Source organism: Xanthomonas campestris pv. phormiicola (assembly GCA_025666215.1).
GTDB lineage: Bacteria > Pseudomonadota > Gammaproteobacteria > Xanthomonadales > Xanthomonadaceae > Xanthomonas_A > Xanthomonas_A campestris_A.
On the sequence record CP102593.1, the window covers coordinates 4,400,363 to 4,419,041 of the forward strand.

Consider the following 18,679-nt stretch of genomic DNA (forward strand, 5'->3'; position numbering starts at 1 on the left):
GACTTCAGTTGCAATGCAACAAGGGCGTCGGCGGCTATCTACATGGCTTTCGTGGGAGGGACTTCAGTCCCGACTGCCACCGAAGCCTGACAATTTCCGGCTTCGATGTCGCGACTGAAGTCGCTCCCACAACAGCCTTGGCACGACATGCCACTACCGAGCAGCGCGCCCACTCTCGCGTTCGATGCAACGACGGCGTCGGCGGCTATCTACACGGCTTTCGTGGGAGGGACTTCAGTCCCGACTGCCACCGAAGCCTGACAATTTCCGGCTTCGGTGTCGCGACTGAAGCCGCTCCCACAACAGCCTTGGCACGACACGCCACTACCGAGCAGCGGGCCCGCTCGCGCGTTCGATGCAACGACGGCGTCGGCGGCTATCTACATGGCTTTTGTGGGAGGGACTTCAGTCCCGACTGCCACCGAAGCCTGACAATTTCCGGCTTCGATGTCGCGGCTGAAGCCGCTCCCACAACAGCCTTGGCACGACACGCCACTACCGAGCAGTGGCCTGACAACTTCCGGCTTCGATGTCGCGGCTGAAGCCGCTCCCACAAAAGCATTTGCCCGAAGGAAGCAGGCGGAGCGGTGCACAGAATCACCGGCCAGCCTAGAACCGCCAGCGCAAGCCGACCTGGTATTGCCGCGGTGCACCGGGGGCGACGAAGCGCGAGGGGCCGTCCTCGACCGCGGCGTCCTGCGGGCGCGCCAGCGCGCCGTCGGGGAACAGGTCCTCGGCGACCGCCGCATAGGTCTCGTAGCGGCGATCGAACAGGTTGTTGATGCGCAGGTACAACGACAGGCCGTCGGCGATCTGCCAGGTGCCGTGCACGTCGACCAACGCGTAGCCGCCGGTGGACAGGTCGTGGCGCACCGCGTCTTCGCCGTCCTCGGGATCCTCGACCAGGCCGTCCTCGTTGCCGCTGGCCACGCGCCGCGAGATCGCGCGCAGGTCCGCGCCCAGCGCCAGCTGCGCCAGCGCCTGCCACTCCACGCCCAGCTTCAGCGTGTTGCGCGGCAGGCCGGCGATGCGCATGCCCGGATGCAGCTCGATGGTGCGCTCGCCGGACAGCAGTTCGCCGTCGCTGCGGTAGGTCGCATCCAGGTAGCTGTAGGCGGCGAACCAGCGCAGCGCACCGCTGCTGGCGCGCCAGCTCAGGTCCGCGCCCTGGTAGCGGGTGCGGTCGACGTTGTCGAAATAGCCCAGCTGGGTGTTCGGCGCGCGCAGGAACAGGATGTCGTCGCGGTTGTCGGCGCGGTACAGCGAGGCGTTGAAGGCCTGCTCCGGCGACGGGTTCCAGCGCACGCCGACTTCGTAGGTGCGCGACACGATCTGCTCCAGGCGCGGGTCGGCCTGCAGCCCGGTCGGCAGCCGGCACGGCTGTTCCGGATCGGCGCAGCCCAGTTCGATCGCGGTCGGCGCGCGGCTGTTCTGCGAGGCCGAGGCGAAGGCGGTGACGCCGCCGCCCAGGCGCTGGGTGATGCCCAGCGACGGATTGGCCTTGGCGAACACGAAGCGCTCGCGCGGCAGCGCGCCGTCCTCGGCGGTGGACAGCACGTTGCTGACCTCGACCCGGTTCCAGCGCAGCGCGCCGGTCACGTGGGTGGCCTCGCCCACCTCCCAGGTGTCGGCGGCGAACACGCCCAGCGTGCTGCTGCGGCCGCTGACCCCGGAAAAGAAGGCGCGCTCCTCGTCGGGATCGGCGACGACGGCGCGGTCGTCCTCCACGAAAGCCTCCTGTGCGTATTGCCGGTAGCGCACCCGGTTGCGGTCGTAGGTGGCGCCGAGGCTGAGCGCGTGCGCGCCGGCCTGGCGGCTGAAATTCAATGCCACGCCCTCGGCGCTCTGGCGCATCTGGGTGGTGTTGAGCACGCCGCTGTGCAAGGCGTCGGCATCGGCACGCGAGACCGTGCAGTCGTCGTCCAGCGGGGTGCCGTCGGCGGCGTAGCCGTCGGCGCAGTCCTCGACGAATTCCTCGTAGTCCTCGTTGATGTCGCCGTTGACCGTGTCGCGGCGGCCTTCGCGGTAATAGGCCAGCAGGTGCAGGGACGTGTCCGTGTCGAAGCGGTGGTCCAGCTGCGCGGTCAGCAGGGTGTTGCGGTTGCGGGTCAGGTCCGGCGAGGTGTAGACCGCGTCGCGGTCGGCCTCGTACAGCCCGGACTCGATGCCGTCGTCGGTGTAGCGGCTGCCGGGCAGCAGGCCGTTGCCGATCAGGCGGCTGCGCCCATGCAGCAGCGACACGTCCCAGTCGATGTTCTCGCCCTGCCGCCCGCCCTTCGCGAACACGGTGCCGAGGCGGCCTTCGGAGGCGTCGCGCCAGCCGTCCTCGTCGAACCCGGTGACCGCGACGAAGGCATGCAGGCCGTCGCGGCCGGCATAGCCGTAGGAGGCGTCCAGGCGCTTGCGCGCGCCGCTGCCGAACGACAGATCCGCGCGCAGGCCCGGCGCGCTCAGGCCCGATTGGGTGGTGAACGCCAGCGCGCCGCCCAGCGTGTTGGGGCCGAACAGCGGGTTGGAGCCGGGCATCAGCACGACGCTGCGGATCGCCGCCTCCGGCATCATGTCCCAGCTGACGATGTCGGCGAACGGTTCGTTCATGCGCACCCCGTCCAGGTACACCGACACGCCCTGCGAGGCGCCCGGCAGCGCCGAGGCGCGGAAGCCGCGGAAGGTGAGATCGGTCTGGAACGGACTGCCCTGCACCTCGTTGGTGTCCACGCCGTTCATCTGCCGCAGCAGGAAATCGGTGAGGTTGCCGGCCTGGCTGCGCGCGATGTCGTCGGCGGTGGCGATCTGCACCGTGTACGGCAGGTGGTCGGCATCGATCAAGGTGCCGGGGATCGGCGTGGCGGTGACCTCGACCCGGTCCAGCGCGGTGATCTGCGCGTCGTCGGCATTGACCGTGGTCTGTGCCCCGGCCGGCGCCGTGGCCAATGCGACGACGATGGCGGCGGCCAGCACGTGCGCGCTCGCCTGCGAAATACCGCGACCTTGTCTGCTAGCCATGCATGCTCCTTTGATATCAGTACAGGACGACCGATTTGATGCCCCTGCCCGCGCGGATCGCATCGAAGGCGCGGTTGATGTCCTGCAGCGGCAGCGTCTCGCTGATGAGTTCGTCGATGCGGATCTCGCCGGCCAGGTAGCGCTCGGCGTAGGCCGGCAGTTCGCTGCGGCCCTTGACCCCGCCGAACGCGCTGCCGCGCCAGGCGCGGCCGGTGACCAGTTGCAGCGGCCGCGTGCTGATCTCCTGCGCGCTCGGCGCCACGCCCAGGATGATGCTCTCGCCCCAGCCCTTGTGGCAGCACTCCAGCGCCGCACGCATCGCCCGCACGTCGCCGACGCACTCGAAGCTGTGGTCGGCGCCGCCGTCGGTGAGATCGACGATCACCTGCTGCACCGGCGCGCCGAAATCCTTCGGGTCCAGGCAGTCGGTGGCGCCCAGCGCGCGCGCCAGTTCGAACTTGTCGCGGTTGATGTCGACCACGATGATGCGCCCGGCGCGCGCCATCACCGCGCCCTGCACCACCGACAGGCCGATGCCGCCGAGCCCGAACACCGCCACGCTGTCGCCGGGCCGCACCCGCGCGGTGTTGAGCACCGCGCCGATGCCGGTGGTGACCGTGCAGCCGAGCAGGCAGACCTTGTCCAGCGGCGCGGACGGATGGATCTTGGCCACCGCGATCTCCGGCAGCACGGTGTACTCGGCGAAGGTGCTGGTGCCCATGTAGTGCAGGATCGGCCGCCCGCGCAGGGAGAAGCGGCTGCTGCCGTCGGGCATCAGCCCGCGGTCCTGGCTGGCGCGGATCGCCTGGCACAGGTTGGTGCGCCCGGAGCGGCAGAACTTGCACACGCCGCATTCGGGCATGTACAGCGGGATCACGTGGTCGCCGGGGCGCACGCTGCTCACGCCGATGCCGACCTCCTCGACCACGCCGGCGCCTTCCTGGCCCAGGATCACCGGGAATGCGGCATCCGGATCGGCGCCGGACAGGGTGCTGGCGTCGCTGTGGCAGACGCCGCTGGCGACCAGGCGCACCAGCACCTCGCCGGCCTTGGGCGGTTGCAGGTCCACTTCCTCGATGGCCAGCGGCTGGTTCGCCGCCCAGGCGACCGCGGCTCGCGTCTTCATTCCCGTCTCCCCGCATCCTGTCGCTGTGCCGCATGCGCTCCTCGCCTCACTGCGCGATGACCACACCCCAGGGCATGTCGCCCACTGCGATCTGCTTGATCTCCTTCATGGTGGTCGTGTCGATGACGCTGACGCTGTTGGAGCGGCCGTTGGCCACGTACAGTTTCTTGCCGTCGGGGCTGAGCGCCGGATTCCACGGGCGCTGCCCGACCGGGATCTCGGCCAGGGTGGTGCGCGCCGCCGGGTCGATCACGCTGACCGTGCCGGCACCGCCGTTGGAAGCGTAGACGCGGCTGCCGTCGCGCGAAATGGTGATGCCGGCGGTGCGCTGCCCGGCCGGGATGCTGGCCACGCGCCGGCGTGCGACCAGATCGATCACGTCGACCACGCTGGCCGATTCCTGCGCCACGTACACGGTATTGCCGTCCGGGGCGAAGGCCATGCCGCGCGGATGGCCGCTGGTGGCGATGACGCCGGTGGATTTGCCCGCCTTCAGGTCGATCACGTCCAGATCGTCGGAACCTTCGTTGCTGGTCAGCAACAGCGTGCCGTCGGGGCTGTACACGCAGTGCTCCGGCGCCTGGCCCCGGGTGGCGATGCGCGCGCCGATCGCGAAGCTGGCCGGATCGATCAGCATCACCTGGTTCTGCCCTTCCACGCACACCGCGAACTGGCGGCCGTCCGGCGACGCGGCGATGCCTTCGGCGTTCTCGCCGATGTCCACGCTGCGCAGCACCTTGTCCTGCACCGTATCCAGTTCCAGCAGCCGGTGCCCTTGCGCATCGATCACGTACAGATGGCCGGACGGGCCGGGCAGCAATTGCTGCAGGCGCTTGCCGAGCTGGCCCTGCGCGGACAGCGTGCGCAACACCGAATCGGTACCGGTATCGATCACCGAGATGGTGCCGGCGCGCTGGTTGGGCACGTACGCCAGCGCTGCCGCCGGCGTGGCGGACGGCGTCGCGGCGGCGTTCGCATCCGCGCTCCCGGCAGGCGCCGGCGCACGCTGGCAGGCCGCGACGGCCAGCAGCAGCGCGATCGCAGCGGTGCGCAACGTGCGTCGCGCGCCTGCGGTCATGGAGCCGCGCCTGCGGTCTTGTTGATCGAATGGATGAAGGCCAGCAGCTTCTCGGTGTCGCCGTCCTTGAGCACCGGCGCGAACGGCGGCATCTGCCCGACCACCTTCTCGTGGCCGATGCGGACCTTGCCGTGCGCGGCCATGCCGGCGGTGCCTTCGCTGATCAGCGTGCGCAAGGTGTCGTCGTCGTGGCCGTAGACCCAGATGTCGTTGGTCAGCGGCGGGCACATGCCGCCGCCACCGGTGCCGCCGTGGCAGGCGCTGCAACCGGCGGACAGGAAGATCTTCTTGCCTTCGGCGGCGAGCTCCGGGGTCACCTTCACCGGCGGGCCTTTCGGAATCGGGGTGACCGCGGCCGGCGGCGGGGTCGGCGCGGCGGCGACCGGGGCAGCGACCGGGGCGGCCGGAGCGGTGCTGGGCGCAGCGGCGGGCGCGGGTGCCGCCGACGGAGCGGCAGGCGGGGCGGCGGCGGGGGCGGAAGGCGGTGCCTCCTTGCCGCAAGCGGACAGGGCCAGGGTCAACGCGAACAGGGACAGGTGCAGCAGCTTCGGCACGACGGAGCGGCGGACGACGGCATTGCGCATGGGAAAAGAACCTTTGCGGGACGGACTGAGGGGACGTGAACGCCGCGGCGGCGGCGCGAGCAGGTAAGGCGTGGCGGTCATTGCGTGCGTCGGTGTTCGGCCTCCGTCAGCAGTTGCGCCAGCGACGCATCGCCGCGCTGTTGCGCCAGCGCCGCCGGCGTCTTGCCGTCGGCGTCGCGGGTGGCCGCGTTGGCGCCGGCGGCGAGCAGGCGGCGGCTGGCGGCCTCGCGGCCGGCCGCGGCGGCCAGCATCAGCGGGGTGACGCCGGCGCGGTTGGGCCGGTCGGCCTCGGCACCGCGCGCCAGCAAGGCATCCAGCATCTGCGGATCGTTGCGCGCCACCGCGAACATCACCGGGGTGAAGCCGGCCGGGTTGCTGCGGCGCACGTCGGCACCGGCGCCGAGCAGCGCCTGCACCAGTTCGAGATCGGCATAGGAGATCGCCAGGTCCAGCGCGGTCCAGCCGTCCTTGGACACCGCATCGACCTTGGCCCGGCGCGCCAGCAGCAGCTTGCTGCTCTGCGCGTCGTTGCCCCAGGCCGCCTTCATCAACGGCGTCCAGCCGTTGCCGTCGCGGCTTTCCACATTGGCGCCGGCGGCCAGCAACTCGCCGACCAGGGTCGGCGCCTGGTTGCGGATCGCCTGGTGCAGCGGCGGCTCGCCCAGCAGGTTGGGCCGGTCGGCGCTGGCGCCGTGACGCAGCAGCCAGGCCACGCGCACGCCATCGCCGGCATCGAGCGCATGCGCCAGCTCCTGGTTGGGATCGGCACCGCCGGCGATGCGCAGCTGCACTTGCGCCAGCATCTCCGACGAGGCCTGCGCGCTCGGCGTGGCGGTGTCGTCGGCGGGCGTGTCGTAACTGCCGTGCGAGCGCAGATCGCCGTTGACGATGCAGTCGGCGCAGGCCACCAGCGGCACGTGGTATTCGCGCAGGATCGCGCCGATCTTGCCGGCGCTGCGCTGCATCGCCGCGTTCAGCGCATCGCGCAGCTCGGCGTTCTTGCGCGACACCGCCCACGCCATCGAATACTCCAGCACTTCGTCATCGATGACGTTCAGCGGCACCACGCCCAGGCCGCCGCGCGCGGCGTAGTAGCCGGCGACCGGGCCCCAGGATTCGGCGGCGTCGAGCTGCCCGGCGGCGACGCGCTCGGCCAGTTTGCCCGGGTGATCCTGCGGCGAGGTCGCCGAGTCGTAGAACAGGTATTGCACATCGCCGGACACGCCGTGGTCGAACAGCGCCTGCCGCGCCGGCGAACTCTGGAACACGCCGATCTTCAGTTTCTTCAGTGCCGGATCGTCCAGCGAGGCCGGCTGCAAGGCCAGGCCCTTGCGGGTCACCAGCACGTAGGTGGAGCGGTACAGCGGTTGCGTGGGCAGGCCCATCTCGAAATCGCTGTTCATGTCCATCAGCACGTCGCAACGCCCGGCGTTGATCGTGCTGCGCGCCAACCCACGTTGGTAGTAGGTGCGCCATTCGTATTCCAGGCGCCGGCCCATCGCCTCGGCGAGGACCTGCGCGATCTTGTTCTGGAAGCCTGCGCCGGCGCGATTGGACAACGGCATGTTGCCCGGGTCGGCACAGACCCGCAGCACCGCCGCATCGGCGGCAGGCGCGGGGGCGGGCGCGGTGCCCGCCGCTGGTTTGGCGGCCGCGGTGGAGGCTGCCTCAGGAACGCGAGCCGTCGCGGACGACGGCTCGCGCGTGCAACCTGCGGCGACGAGTCCGAGGCTGCAAAGCAGCAACACGGCGCGCGCGCCCTGGTGCAGGCGCCGCGGGACGAGCGCCTGGCGGCGCTCGCTCGCCACGTGGACGCGTCGCCGCCGGCTCATCGTGCGGTCTTCGCCGCTGCGGCCGGTGCGCCACCGGCCGCAGCGGTGGCGGTTGCGCTGGCGGTGACGGTCTTGCCGGCGCCGTCGATGCGGAAGGTATGCACCATGCCGCCCAACGGGATCTTGTCGAAGCCGTTGCTGAAGGCCAGACCCGCCGCACCCAGCGCGCCGTACGGATCGCCCGGATCCAGGCCGCCGGCGACCGGCAGGCCGATCCAGCCGCCGATGCCGGAGAACACCGCCACGTACTGGTGGCCGTTGGCCTTGTAGGCGATCGGGTTGCCGATGATGCCCGAGGGCAGCTTGGTCTCCCACAGCTTCTTGCCGGTGTCCTTGTCCACCGCGCGGAACCAGCCGTCGAGCGTGCCGTAGAACACCAGCCCGCCGTCGGTGACCAGGGTGCCGCTCCACACCGGGAACTTCTCCTTGATCTCCCACTTGGACTTGCCTTCGACCACGTCGAACGCCTTGACGATGCCCAGCGCGCCGGGCTCGTTCGGCTTCATCATCACGTTGGCGAACACGTACGGCAGGCCCATCATGGTGTTGCCGCGTTCCTGCGGCTCCAGTTCCATGTGCCAGTTGTTGGTGCCGCAGAAGAACACCGCCGAATTGGCCGGATCCACCGAGCACGGCTGCTGGTCCTTGCCGCCCATCGCCGACGGGAACGCCTCGACCTTCTTGCCGCGCTCCAGCGGCGAATGCGCGGCGACCTTGATCGGGCGGCCGGTCTTCATGTCGATGCTCTCGGCCCAGTTGGCCGGCACGAACTTGTTTGCGCGCAGCAGGGTGCCGTCGCGGCGGTCGAGCACATAGGCGAAGCCGTTGCGGTCGAACTGCACCACGGAGGGCACCTGCTTGCCGTCGATGGTCAGGTCGACCAGGATCGGCTCGTTGATGCCGTCGTAGTCCCACTGGTCGAACGGCGTCTTCTGGTAGCCCCACACCGCTTCGCCGGTCTCGATCTTGCGCGCGAACAGGGTCATCGACCACTTGTTGTCGTATTCGCCGGTATCGCATTCCTTCTGCGTGGTCTTGCCGCAGCGGTACGACGGGCTCCACAGGCCGGGGTTGCCGGTGCCGTAGTAGAGCAGTTTCAGTTTCGGGTCGTAGCTGTACCAGCCCCACGCCGCACCGCCGCCGCGCTTCCAGCCTTCCTCGGGGAAGGTCTTCACGCCCAGGTCGCCGAGCTGGCCGTGCTGCGGATTGGCCTTGTTGAAATCCGCACCCAGGCAGATGTCCTTGTCGGTGCCGGTGGCCTCGCACGACCAGGCCTGCTTGCCGTCGGCCAGCGCATACGCGGCGACGCGGCCGCGCACGCCGAACTCGTTGCCGCTGATGCCGGCGACGACCTTGCCGTCGGCGATGATCGGCGCCATGGTGATGGTCTCGCCCTTTTCCGGATAGGCGAGCTTCTGCTTCCACACTTCCTTGCCGGTCTTGGCATCGAGCGCGATCACGTCGCCGCTGAGGCTGCCGAACACCAGCTTGCCGTCGGCGTAGGACGCGCCGCGGTTGACCGTGTCGCAGCACGCCACCGCCACCGAGCGCTCGTCCTGCTGCGGGGTGTATTTCCACAGCACCTTGCCGCCGTCGTCCTGCGCCGCCAGGTCGATCGCGAACACGTTGTTCGGATACGCGCTGACCATGTACATGATGCTGCCGATCACCAGCGGCTGGCCTTCGTGGCCGCGGGTGGCGTCGGTCTTCATTTCCCACGACATCTTCAGGTTCTTGACGTTGTCGCGATTGATCTCGGCCAGCGGGCTGTGCCGGTTCAGGCCGAAGTCGCGGCCGATGCCGCCCCAGTTGTCGGGATTGCTGGCGGTGGTGGCGAATTCGCTGTCGGTGTCGGCCACCGCCGCCGGTGCGGCAGGAGCCGGTTGCTGCGCGGCAACGGGTGCGGCCGGCGCGGCGGCGTCTTCGTGCTTCTTGCAACCTGCCAGCACCAGCGCGGTTGCCAGCGCGAGCAGCGTCCAGGCACGGGTACGACATGGATGACTGTGCATCGTTCTACTCCCCTCGTTGAAGAGCCGTGGCGCTCGCCGTCAAAAGGTCGGCGCGGCGGGATGTGGAAACATCGGGGAAAGAGTGAGCAACCCACGTGCCAGCGTGCTGCTGCAGTGCGCCATCCAGGCGCCGCAGGCATCGGCTGTCGCGCCGCTATCGGCGCGGTCGTCTGGCGCGGCGACGCTGTATCGACAACGTGACACTTTGTGCCACGCGCCTGTATCGCGATTGGCGCAGCGGGAGACGGAGCGGGAGCCGATCGCTTGCCGCCGGCGGCACTTGCGAGGAAAGACGCGCAGGCGCGGCGTCAATCCGCCGTCGCGCCGCCGGTGGGCGCCAGGGCTTGTTGGATGGGTCGCAGCCTGCGCCTTCCGCTCCTGTAGGAGAGTCGTCAGCCCCCGACGCTTTCTGGGTCAGGCGTCGGGACTGAAGTCCCTCCCACAGAGAAGACGCCTTACGCGGCGACGTCCTGCCACCACGCCAGCAGTGCGGCGCAGTCGGCGAAGTGCAGGTCGGCCAGCGCCGGCCACGGGTTGTGCGTGTGCAGCAGTACCGTCGTCGCGCCGGCGTGGCGCCCGCACTGCAGGTCGTATGCGTGGTCGCCGAGCATCGCCAGCGCGTGCGGCGCCACGCCCCACTGTGCGGCCAGGTGCTGCAGGCCGCCGGGATGCGGCTTGGGTGGGGCCTCGTCGCGGCCGAGGATGCTGGCATCGTCGAACAGGTGCTCGACCCCGATCTCGCGCAGGGTCAGCCGCGCCAGTTCCTGCGCATTGCGGGTCAGCACCGCCAGCCGGCAACCGGCCGCGTGCAGCGTGCGCAGCAGCGCCTGCGCGCCGGGTGCGGCGACCGCCCCCAACGCGAGTGCACGTTCGTGCTCGAGCAGCCAGGCGTGCTTGGCTGCAGCCTGCTGCGGCGGCAGCGCGGCCAGGTGCTGCAGGATGTCGGCCTGCTGCGGGATCTGCAGTTCGCGGCGGATCAGCGCGAAATCGTGCACGGCGCGGGTCAGCGTGCCGTCCATGTCGAACACCCAGTGCCGCACCTGGCGCAGGCGCGCGCCGGGTGCCGTGGCGCTCAGTCCCATCCCGGCATCTGCGATCCATCCAGGCCGCCGGTCTCGAACACCGCGGTGCGGGTGCCGCCGGCCTTCACCGGGAATTCGATCTGCAGCACCGTGGTCTTGCGCGCCAGCTTCCACAGCGCCTTGTCGTCGCTGATGAACATCGCGATCGCCTCGTCGGTGTTCGGGCGCCATGCCGCGGCCGCGCGCGGCGCGGCAGCGTCGGCCTTGAGCTGCACCTTGCAGCCGCCGGCGCAACGGAAATCGCCGGCCTGCAACACCAGGTAGGCGCTGCGCTTCCATTCCGGATGGTCGCGGAACACCAGCTGCACCGGCTTGGGACCGCTGCCGTCCACATCGACCTTGTCGCGGCTGTACAGCATCGCCGAGCGCTGCGTGCCCTTGCCGGCCGGCACCTGCGAATACTCCCAGGCGGCCTGCATGCGCCGCAGTTCGCGCGCCGCCTCGCCCTTGGCCTTGACCTCGGCGTAGCCGGGCTCGATGCGCGCGGCCGCGTCCGAACCGGGATACTGCTCCAGCAGCGCCGCGCCATGGATCCGCGCCAGATCCCAGTTGCCGGACTTCGCCGCGGCGTCGTATTGCTTGGCCAGGTCGTCGGCGGCCTGCGCCTTGGCCTGCGCTTCGGCCGCGGCCTGCGCCTTGCGCTCGGCCTCGTGGTCGCCGCAACCGGCCAGGGCGACGGCGCACAGCGCGCCGAGCAGCATGCGTTTCATCGGGGGACTCCTCGTTGGATCAACGTAGCGATCGCCTGCGCGACCTCGGCCGGCTTCTCGACGATGGACATGTGGCCGCTGCCGTCGAGCAGCACCTGCAGCGCCTGCGGCACGCGCTGCGCGTACAGCGCCAGCGCGCTGGCATCGATCACCGCATCCTGCACGCAGTTCAGCAGCAGCACCGGCTGGCGGATGCGCGCGGCCTCGTCGAACGGCAGGAAGGCGTCCTCGCTGCGTCCGATCCGCGCCAGCACCTGCTGTTCGAAACCAGCCTCGCTGCGCCGCCAGGCGACGATCGAGGACACCGCCCAGGACGGAATGCGCGGCTTGCTCGGCGCCAGCAGGAACACCGTGTCGATATAGCGGCGCAGCGAGTCGGCGTCGTACACCGCGAACGGATTGTCGCCGTCCAGCACCGCCTGGCCGAAGGCGTTGTCGGCGAAGCGCACGCCGGCGGCGTTGAGCAGGCCGACGCGGTCGAACAGTTGCGGATGGCGCGCGGCGGCGAGCGCGGCGATGCCGCCGCCCATCGAATGCCCGATCAGCACGCATTCGCTGCCCGCACGGCGCACGCACTGCGCGGCGAACGCGGCCACGCGCTCGGCCTGCGCGGCGAAGCCGTAGTCCTGCCCGTCGATGCGCTGGCTCTCGGCCCAGCCGGGCAGATCGGGAATGACCAGGTGATAGCGATCGCCGAGCGCGCGCGCCAGCGGCAACCAGTTTTCCTTGCTGCCGGTGAAGCCGTGCACCAGCAGCAGCGCAGGGGCGGCGGGATCGGCCGCGGCGCGGTGCAGGTAGATCCAGCGATGCCCGGCGACCTGCGCCTGGCAGCGCCGCAGGCCGCTGCCCCGGCGCAGGCGCCAGCTTTCCAGGCGCACCAGCAGGAACGGCCTGCTGCGCAGCAGCAGCACGACGCCCAGCAGCAGCGCCAGCCCCACGGCCAGCGCGGTGAACGCCACCAGCAGCAACAACGTCAGCAGCAACATGAAAAAGCCGGGAACCGGAAACGTGCCATGCGCCTACCTTCGCATGCGGCCCGGTTTGCGCCAAGTCCTGCACGGGAGGGACTGCGGGACGTTCCACTCGCCAATGTGGGAGCGACGTCAGGCGCGACGGGCGCTACCGGGAAAGCCGTCGCGACTGGAGTCGCTCCCACAGGGGCTGCCTCTATGGCGCGCCGCCTCAGTGCGCGGCGGCGCCCTTGTCGGCCTTGGCCAGCATGTCTGCCACCGACACCGTGGTGATCGGGTGGTAGCCGGGCTTGGCCTGGGCGAAGACCTGCTTGGCGAAGGCCAGGCCGTCCGGGGTCTTCACCAGTTCGGCGTAGATCGGCAGGATCAGCTTGCGCCGGCCGACGCGGGCGATGAACTCGCCGGCGGCCGGGCGCGCCTCGGCGTAGCCGCTGCGGATCGCCAGCGGATACCAGCGCATGGCGATCTCGCCGTTGGCGGTGCCGGTGAAGTGGTAGGCCGCGTCCAGCTGCTTGAGCTGCTCGGGTTTGAGCGTGGCGCCCAGGCCGCTGAGGAAGCGCGTCCATTCCTGCGTGCTCCACGCATCGGTGACCTGCTTGCTCGGCAGGGTGCCGCTGCCGGCCCAGGCGATGCGCGCGGTATCGACCATCGCGAAGTTGCGCGAACGCGCCTTCTGCGCGAACGCCGGGATGCCCGGCTCGTCCAGCCACGCGTGCAGTTCGGCCTGACTGACCGCATCGGGCTTCTTGGCCAGCAGGTTCTTCTTCAGATAGTCGACGAACTGGTCGGTGTTGGCGCTCTGGAACGCGTGGTCGTCGAACCAGCCGCGCAGGAACGCATCGAAGGTGGCGCGGCCGAAGCGCTGCTCCAGGAACTGCAGGAACCAGGCGCCCTTGACGTAGGCGACCTGGCTCAGCGCGTCGTCCGGATCGCGCTCGGTCAGCGCCGGCAGCGCCAGCGCCTGGTCGGCCGGGCTCATGTCCTTGACCTCGGCGAGCAGGTCGGTCTGGTCGATCTCGCGCTCCATCTCCGCCGCTTCGGCGCCGTACAGCGCTTCGGTGATGCGCGCCTGCACGTAGGTGGTGAAGCCTTCGTTGAGCCAGATGTCCTTCCAGCTGGCGTTGGTCACCAGGTTGCCGGACCAGCTATGCGCCAGCTCGTGCGCGATCAGCGACACCAGCGACTTGTCGCCGACGATCACGGTCGGGGTGGCGAAGGTCAGGCGCGGATTCTCCATGCCGCCGAACGGGAACGACGGCGGCAGCACCAGCATGTCGTAGCGGCCCCAGCGGTACGGACCGTACAGCGTCTCGGCGGCGACGATCATCTTCTCGGTGTCCTCGAACTCCTTGGCCGCCTTGTCGGCCATGGCCGGCTCGGCCCACACGCCGGAGCGCTCGGAGATCGGCTTGAACACCAGGTCGCCGGCGGCGATGGCCAGCAGGTAGGACGGAATCGGCTGCGGCATCTTGAACGTGTAGTCGCCGTCGCGCGCCGCCTTCGGGTCGTTGTCGGCGCTCATCAGCACCATCACGTCCGGACGCGAGACGACGTGCGCGCTGTAGGTGAAGCGCACGCTCGGCGTGTCCTGCAGCGGCACCCAGCTGCGCGCGTGGATCGCCTGCGACTGGCTGAACATGAAGGGCAGTGTCTTGCCCTCGGTCATCGACGGCTCCAGCCACTGCAGGCCCGAGGCGGTCGACGCGGTGTGGTAGGCGATGGTGACCTTCTGCGGCTGGTTCGGCGCCTCGATGGTCAGCTTGCTGCCGTAGATCTTGTCGGCCGGCGCCAGCGCGTACTGCAGCCGCGCCAGGTTGCCCTTGCCGTCGTCGCCCTGCACGTTCTCGATGGTCAGCTCGCGCGTGTCCAGCAGCAGCTGCCTGGCGCCCTTGTCCTTCCAGTCCAGCGTGTAGGTGGCGGTGCCGCCGATCTGCTTGCTGTCGAAATCCAGCTTCAGGTCCAGCGCCAGGTCCTTGATCACGACCTTGCCCGGCTCGGCGTAGGAGCTTTCGTCGTGGCTGCGGTCGGCGGGTTTCACGGCGGCGGGAGCGGGCTTGGCGGCGGGAGCGGCGGCTTCGGTCGGAGCTTCGCGGGAACACCCGGTCGCGATGACCGCGGCCAGGGACAGCAGCAGGAACGGGGAACGCATGGCGGACAGCACCGGTTCGGGGAAACCGGAAGTTTACCTTGAAGGCTGGGATTGGGGATTCGGGATTGGGGATTCGCAAAGAGCGCATTGCCCCGCTTTACGAATCCCCAATCCCGAATCCCGAATCCCGGCTTCTCAGATCTTGTAGCCCGAATGGATCGCGACGATGCCGCCGGTCAGGTTCTTGTAGTGGCTGCGGGCGAAGCCGGCCTCGGCCATCATGCCCTTCAGCGCGTCCTGCGGCGGGTGCTTGCGGATGCTCTCGGCCAGGTACTGGTAGCTGTCGGCGTCCTTGGCGAACAGCTTGCCCAGGCGCGGCAGGATCTTGAACGAATGGAAGTCGTAGATCGGCTTGAACCAGTCGGCGGTGACCTCGGAGAACTCCAGCACCCGCGCCTGCCCGCCGACCTTCAGCACCCGGTACATCTCGCGCAGCGCCGCGTCCTTGTCGGTGACGTTGCGCAGGCCGAAGGCGATGGTGACCAGGTCGAAGCTCTGATCCGGGAACGGCAGCGCCTCGGCGTTGCACTGCACGTAGTCCAGGCCCGCGACCAGGCCGCGGTTGGTCAGCCGGTCGCGGCCCACCGACAGCATGCCGGCGTTGATGTCGCCCAGCACCACCGCGCCCTCGTCGCCGACCCGCTCCTTCAGCAGCGCGGCGATGTCGCCGGTGCCGCCGGCCAGGTCGAGCACGCGGTCGCCCGGCTTGACCTGCGCGGTGGCCACGAAATAGCGCTTCCAGGCCCGGTGGATGCCCAGGCTCATCAGGTCGTTCATCAGGTCGTAGTTGCCGGCGACCGAGGTGAACACCTCGCCGACCAGCTTCTGCTTGTCCTTGGCGGCGACGTCGCGGAAGCCGAAATGGGTGGTGCCGGAGGTGTAGGGAGATTCGCTCATGGCGGGGATTATCGCACTGCTGGCGCCGTCATGGTCTGCGGCCGGCGTCGCCGCCTCCGCTGGGGGTGGGGTCAGAGCGTTCACAATCCCATTTGCGCGGCAAGTAAAGCAGCACGCCGACGCCGGCGCAATGCGCATCGGCGCCACGCGCGGGCCGGCGCCGGGCGCGAAGACCCTGCGCGCGGTTGCCGCGCCCCGTCCGCGGCAGGTGGTGACAGCCCGCGCAGCCGTGCGCACTATGGCGCTCTCCCGCTACGGAAGCCGCACTCGATGATCGCCACGCCCGACTACCGCGCCCTGCTCGACACCGCCATCGCCGAGGCCCGCCAGGGCCTGGCCGAAGGCGGCATCCCGATCGGCGCGGCGCTGTACCACAACGACGGCCGCCTGCTCGGCTGCGGCCACAACCGCCGCGTGCAGGAAGGCGACCCCTCCGTGCACGGCGAGACCGATGCGTTCCGCAAGGCCGGCCGCCAGCGCCGCTACCAGGACACCCTCATGGTCACCACGCTGGCGCCGTGCTGGTACTGCAGCGGCCTGGTGCGGCAGTTCAACATCGGCACCGTGGTGGTCGGCGAATCGGTGACCTTCCAGGGCGGCATCGACTGGCTGCGCGACAGCGGGGTCACGGTGATCGACCTGCACAGCCAGGAATGCATCGACCTGCTCGGCGGCTACATCGCGGCCAATCCGGAGGTGTGGAACGAGGATATCGGCGAGGACTGAGCCGCCGTGGGCCGGTTCAACATCGCCACTGCCCTGCGCAGCCACGGCCCGCCGAGCCTGCCGCCAACGCGGCCGCGCGCGACCTGCTGCACCGGCTCCGAACGCTCACGGCGCCGCTTGCAGGCGCGCTGCCGCACAGCGCACGACGTTGATGTCGATCAAGGCGCGGACGCCGCGGCAGCGCGATGCTGCGTCCAGGTCGCGCGGCCGCGCACGGACACGCACAGCGGCCAGGATCGCGCGCGCACTGCGGACACGGCGCACGCCTGCCCTTCGGAGCCAATGACCGCATGCAATTGGAGATCGTCGGCCTGACCGGACCGACATGGCCGGGCCGCGTCCGCGAAGTGACCCTGCCCGGTGCCGCCGGCGAATTCGGCGTCCTGCGCGGGCATACCACGCTGCTGGCGACCCTGCGCGAGGGCGTCCATGTGCACCCGCACGACGCCCAGGCGCTGGAGATCCATGTGTCCGGCGGCTGCGTCGAGGCCCAGCCGGAGCAGGCCATGGTGCTGGCCGACCGCGATCGCGGCCTGGACGCGGCACGCGCCGCCGCCGCGCGCGACCAGGCGCGCTCGCCGATGTTCATGGCCTTCGCCGAGCAGACCTCGATCCTGCTCCACGCCGAATTGATGCGCCGCTACAGCGCGCGACATCGCCAGATTCAGGCCCGGCAGTTACAGCACGCGCATTACGGCAATGCCGGCAGCATCACGCCGCCGGGCGTGGGCGCGGCGTAGCGCCGGGCGCATGATGCGCGCCGGCTTCACGCAATTGCAATGCACGCGTGCTCGACTGCGCTTCTCGTTCCCGCACGGATGCCGCCCGATGGCACGTCGCTCCTCGCTGCTTCTGCTCGCCGGCCTGCTCGCGTCCATCGCCGCGACCGCCGATGCCACTGCCGTCACACGCGACGCCTGGGTGGTGCAGCAGATCCACGACTACAACCATCCCTATGCCGCGCAGCAGGCCGAGCTGGACACCAAGATGGCGACGATGGCCGGCAGCGCCTACGCGTTCTATCGCGGCACCGACCATTTGTTCTACCAGGACATGAAGACCCTGCCGGCCTCGCTGTGGACCAGCCCGCAGACCGGCTACACCTGGCTCGGCGGCGACACCCACATCGGCAACTTCGATGCCGCGCGCGACAGCGGCGGCAAGGCGGTGTTCAAGGTCGCCGACTTCGACGAAGGCCATCTCGGCCAGTACGTGTGGGACCTGCGCCGGCTGGCGGCGAGCATGGTCCTGGCCGGGCGCGACAACGGCCTGTCCGACAGCGACATCGGCAGCGCGATCGAGACCATGGTCGGCGCCTACCTGGACAAGATCGGCGACTTCAAGGGCAGCGACGCCGAGAAGAGTTTCCAGCTGGCCAAGAGCAACACCAGCGGCGTGGTGGCCAAGGCCATCGACAGCGCCGACGGCAAGAGCCGCAGCAGCCTGCTGGCGAAATACACGGCGGTCAGCGGCGGCAAGCGCACGTTCCAGAATCTGGACAACCTGGTCGCGGTGGACAGCGCCACCTACGCGGCGGTCGCCAGCGCGATGAACGGCTATGTGGCGTCGATCGCGGCATCCAAGCGCTATGCGACCAGCTACTACACGATCAAGGACGTGCGCCAGAAGCTCGGCTCGGGCACCGGCAGCCTGGGCCGGCAGCGCCTGTACGTGCTGGTCGAAGGCGCGAGCAGCGCGACCGGCGACGACGTGATCCTGGAATGGAAGCAGGAAGCGGCCAGCGTGGTCGCCGTCGCCGCGCCGTCGCAGATGCCGGCCTCCAGTTACGACAACCACGAAGGCGAGCGCGTGGCGCGCACCGCCAAGGCGCAGACCCTGGATGCCGACGTGCTGATCGGCTACGCCAGCGTCGCCGGCGTGCCGTTCTACGTGCACGAGAAATCGCCGTTCCAGGAAGACCTGGACCCGACCGCGCTGAGCAGCGCCGGCAAGCTGGCCACCGCCGCCACTTACCTGGGCCAGGCGCTGGCCTCGGCGCACGCGCTGTCCGACCAGGACTACGACCCGGCGGTGGTGAGCTACAGCATCGACAAGCAGATCGATGCCGCGGCCAGCAGCAAGAGCGGGCTGAAGTCGGAACTGCGCCAGTTCGCGTTCGACTACGCCGCGCAGGTACAGCTGGACTGGCAGGGTTTCGTGGCCGCGTACCAGGCGGGGACGCCGCTGTACTGAGCGCAGGGGTCACCGCCACGGACCCTGTAGGAGCGGCTTCAGCCGCGACCGGGCATCACCGGTAACGCCCCCGGTCGCGGCTGAAGCCGCTCCTACAGGGTTCCGGAGAACGACGCCCTGGCAGGCATTCGTGGCCGCATACCAGCCAGCAGCGCCGTCGCGCTGCGAGGCGTGCGTTCTTGCATCTGCGGTTTGCAGATGAATTCTGTGGGAGCGACTTCAGTCGCGACGCAGCTTTCCCGGGAAAGCCCGTCGCGACTGAAGTCGCTCCCACAACTGTACCGACCGCAAGCAAGCAGTTGCGCGCACTGCGGCG

At 69.7% G+C, this 18,679-nt stretch carries 14 protein-coding genes; 3 read left to right on the forward strand and 11 right to left on the reverse strand.

Going from position 1 to position 18,679, the window contains the following annotated elements; translation table 11 throughout:
* Positions 1–609: 609 nt before the first annotated feature.
* The 11 genes from NRY95_18535 to ubiE form a co-directional block, all read right to left on the reverse strand.
* On the reverse strand, positions 610–3,006 hold the full coding sequence (locus tag NRY95_18535) for a TonB-dependent receptor (GenBank protein UYC15675.1): 2,397 nt from the start codon (positions 3,004–3,006) through the stop codon (positions 610–612).
* A 16-nt stretch (positions 3,007–3,022) separates the two neighbouring features.
* The gene (locus NRY95_18540; GenBank protein UYC15676.1) at positions 3,023–4,132 is read right to left on the reverse strand and encodes an S-(hydroxymethyl)glutathione dehydrogenase/class III alcohol dehydrogenase; all 1,110 of its coding nucleotides are present in this window, start codon (positions 4,130–4,132) and stop codon (positions 3,023–3,025) included.
* A gap of 46 nt (positions 4,133–4,178) precedes the next feature.
* Complete coding sequence (locus tag NRY95_18545; GenBank protein UYC15677.1) at positions 4,179–5,210, reverse strand: beta-propeller fold lactonase family protein; 1,032 nt, start codon at positions 5,208–5,210, stop codon at positions 4,179–4,181.
* A complete protein-coding gene (locus NRY95_18550; GenBank protein UYC15678.1) occupies positions 5,207–5,794 on the reverse strand; it encodes a cytochrome c in 588 nt (195 codons plus the stop codon). Before NRY95_18550 ends, NRY95_18545 begins: the two co-directional genes overlap by 4 nt.
* A 77-nt stretch (positions 5,795–5,871) precedes the next feature.
* A complete protein-coding gene (locus NRY95_18555) occupies positions 5,872–7,602 on the reverse strand; it encodes a quinoprotein dehydrogenase-associated putative ABC transporter substrate-binding protein (protein ID UYC18632.1) in 1,731 nt (576 codons plus the stop codon).
* A 20-nt stretch (positions 7,603–7,622) separates the two neighbouring features.
* Positions 7,623–9,635: a methanol/ethanol family PQQ-dependent dehydrogenase gene (locus NRY95_18560; GenBank protein UYC15679.1), complete on the reverse strand. Its 2,013-nt coding sequence runs from the start codon at positions 9,633–9,635 to the stop codon at positions 7,623–7,625.
* A 455-nt stretch (positions 9,636–10,090) separates the two neighbouring features.
* Positions 10,091–10,717, reverse strand: a complete 627-nt coding sequence (locus NRY95_18565) for an HAD family hydrolase (GenBank protein ID UYC15680.1) — start codon at positions 10,715–10,717, stop codon at positions 10,091–10,093.
* On the reverse strand, positions 10,708–11,427 hold the full coding sequence (locus NRY95_18570; GenBank protein ID UYC15681.1) for a hypothetical protein: 720 nt from the start codon (positions 11,425–11,427) through the stop codon (positions 10,708–10,710). The genes NRY95_18565 and NRY95_18570 overlap by 10 nt, the downstream gene beginning before the upstream one ends.
* Positions 11,424–12,413: an alpha/beta hydrolase gene (locus NRY95_18575; protein ID UYC15682.1), complete on the reverse strand. Its 990-nt coding sequence runs from the start codon at positions 12,411–12,413 to the stop codon at positions 11,424–11,426. Before NRY95_18575 ends, NRY95_18570 begins: the two co-directional genes overlap by 4 nt.
* Positions 12,414–12,609: 196 nt before the next feature.
* Positions 12,610–14,547, reverse strand: coding sequence for a M1 family metallopeptidase (locus tag NRY95_18580; protein UYC15683.1), 1,938 nt, complete (start codon positions 14,545–14,547; stop codon positions 12,610–12,612).
* A 135-nt stretch (positions 14,548–14,682) separates the two neighbouring features.
* Positions 14,683–15,444, reverse strand: a complete 762-nt coding sequence (ubiE, locus tag NRY95_18585) for a bifunctional demethylmenaquinone methyltransferase/2-methoxy-6-polyprenyl-1,4-benzoquinol methylase UbiE (protein UYC15684.1) — start codon at positions 15,442–15,444, stop codon at positions 14,683–14,685.
* 270 nt (positions 15,445–15,714) lie between these two features.
* Here ubiE and NRY95_18590 point away from each other — a divergent pair, with 270 nt between their 5' ends.
* The 3 genes from NRY95_18590 to NRY95_18600 all read left to right on the forward strand — a co-directional run bounded on the left by NRY95_18590 (position 15,715) and on the right by NRY95_18600 (position 18,363).
* Positions 15,715–16,170 (forward strand): nucleoside deaminase, encoded by a 456-nt coding sequence (locus tag NRY95_18590; GenBank protein ID UYC15685.1) that lies wholly within the window; start codon positions 15,715–15,717, stop codon positions 16,168–16,170.
* Between the two features lie 290 nt (positions 16,171–16,460).
* On the forward strand, positions 16,461–16,910 hold the full coding sequence (locus NRY95_18595) for an ATP synthase F1 subunit epsilon (protein ID UYC15686.1): 450 nt from the start codon (positions 16,461–16,463) through the stop codon (positions 16,908–16,910).
* An 88-nt stretch (positions 16,911–16,998) separates the two neighbouring features.
* Positions 16,999–18,363 carry a DUF2252 family protein gene (locus NRY95_18600; GenBank protein UYC15687.1) on the forward strand — a complete coding sequence of 455 codons (1,365 nt, stop codon included), beginning with the start codon at positions 16,999–17,001 and terminating at the stop codon, positions 18,361–18,363.
* Positions 18,364–18,679: the final 316 nt, after the last annotated feature.

Coding starts and splice junctions, on each gene's coding strand:
- NRY95_18535 (UYC15675.1), bottom strand. CDS start 3,006: ATGGCTAGCAGACAAGGTCGCGGTATTTCGCAGGCGAGCGCGCACGTG.
- NRY95_18540 (UYC15676.1), bottom strand. CDS start 4,132: ATGAAGACGCGAGCCGCGGTCGCCTGGGCGGCGAACCAGCCGCTGGCC.
- NRY95_18545 (UYC15677.1), bottom strand. CDS start 5,210: ATGACCGCAGGCGCGCGACGCACGTTGCGCACCGCTGCGATCGCGCTG.
- NRY95_18550 (UYC15678.1), bottom strand. CDS start 5,794: ATGCGCAATGCCGTCGTCCGCCGCTCCGTCGTGCCGAAGCTGCTGCAC.
- NRY95_18560 (UYC15679.1), bottom strand. CDS start 9,635: ATGCACAGTCATCCATGTCGTACCCGTGCCTGGACGCTGCTCGCGCTG.
- NRY95_18565 (UYC15680.1), bottom strand. CDS start 10,717: ATGGGACTGAGCGCCACGGCACCCGGCGCGCGCCTGCGCCAGGTGCGG.
- NRY95_18570 (UYC15681.1), bottom strand. CDS start 11,427: ATGAAACGCATGCTGCTCGGCGCGCTGTGCGCCGTCGCCCTGGCCGGT.
- NRY95_18575 (UYC15682.1), bottom strand. CDS start 12,413: ATGTTGCTGCTGACGTTGTTGCTGCTGGTGGCGTTCACCGCGCTGGCC.
- NRY95_18580 (UYC15683.1), bottom strand. CDS start 14,547: ATGCGTTCCCCGTTCCTGCTGCTGTCCCTGGCCGCGGTCATCGCGACC.
- ubiE (UYC15684.1), bottom strand. CDS start 15,444: ATGAGCGAATCTCCCTACACCTCCGGCACCACCCATTTCGGCTTCCGC.
- NRY95_18590 (UYC15685.1), top strand. CDS start 15,715: ATGATCGCCACGCCCGACTACCGCGCCCTGCTCGACACCGCCATCGCC.
- NRY95_18595 (UYC15686.1), top strand. CDS start 16,461: ATGCAATTGGAGATCGTCGGCCTGACCGGACCGACATGGCCGGGCCGC.
- NRY95_18600 (UYC15687.1), top strand. CDS start 16,999: ATGGCACGTCGCTCCTCGCTGCTTCTGCTCGCCGGCCTGCTCGCGTCC.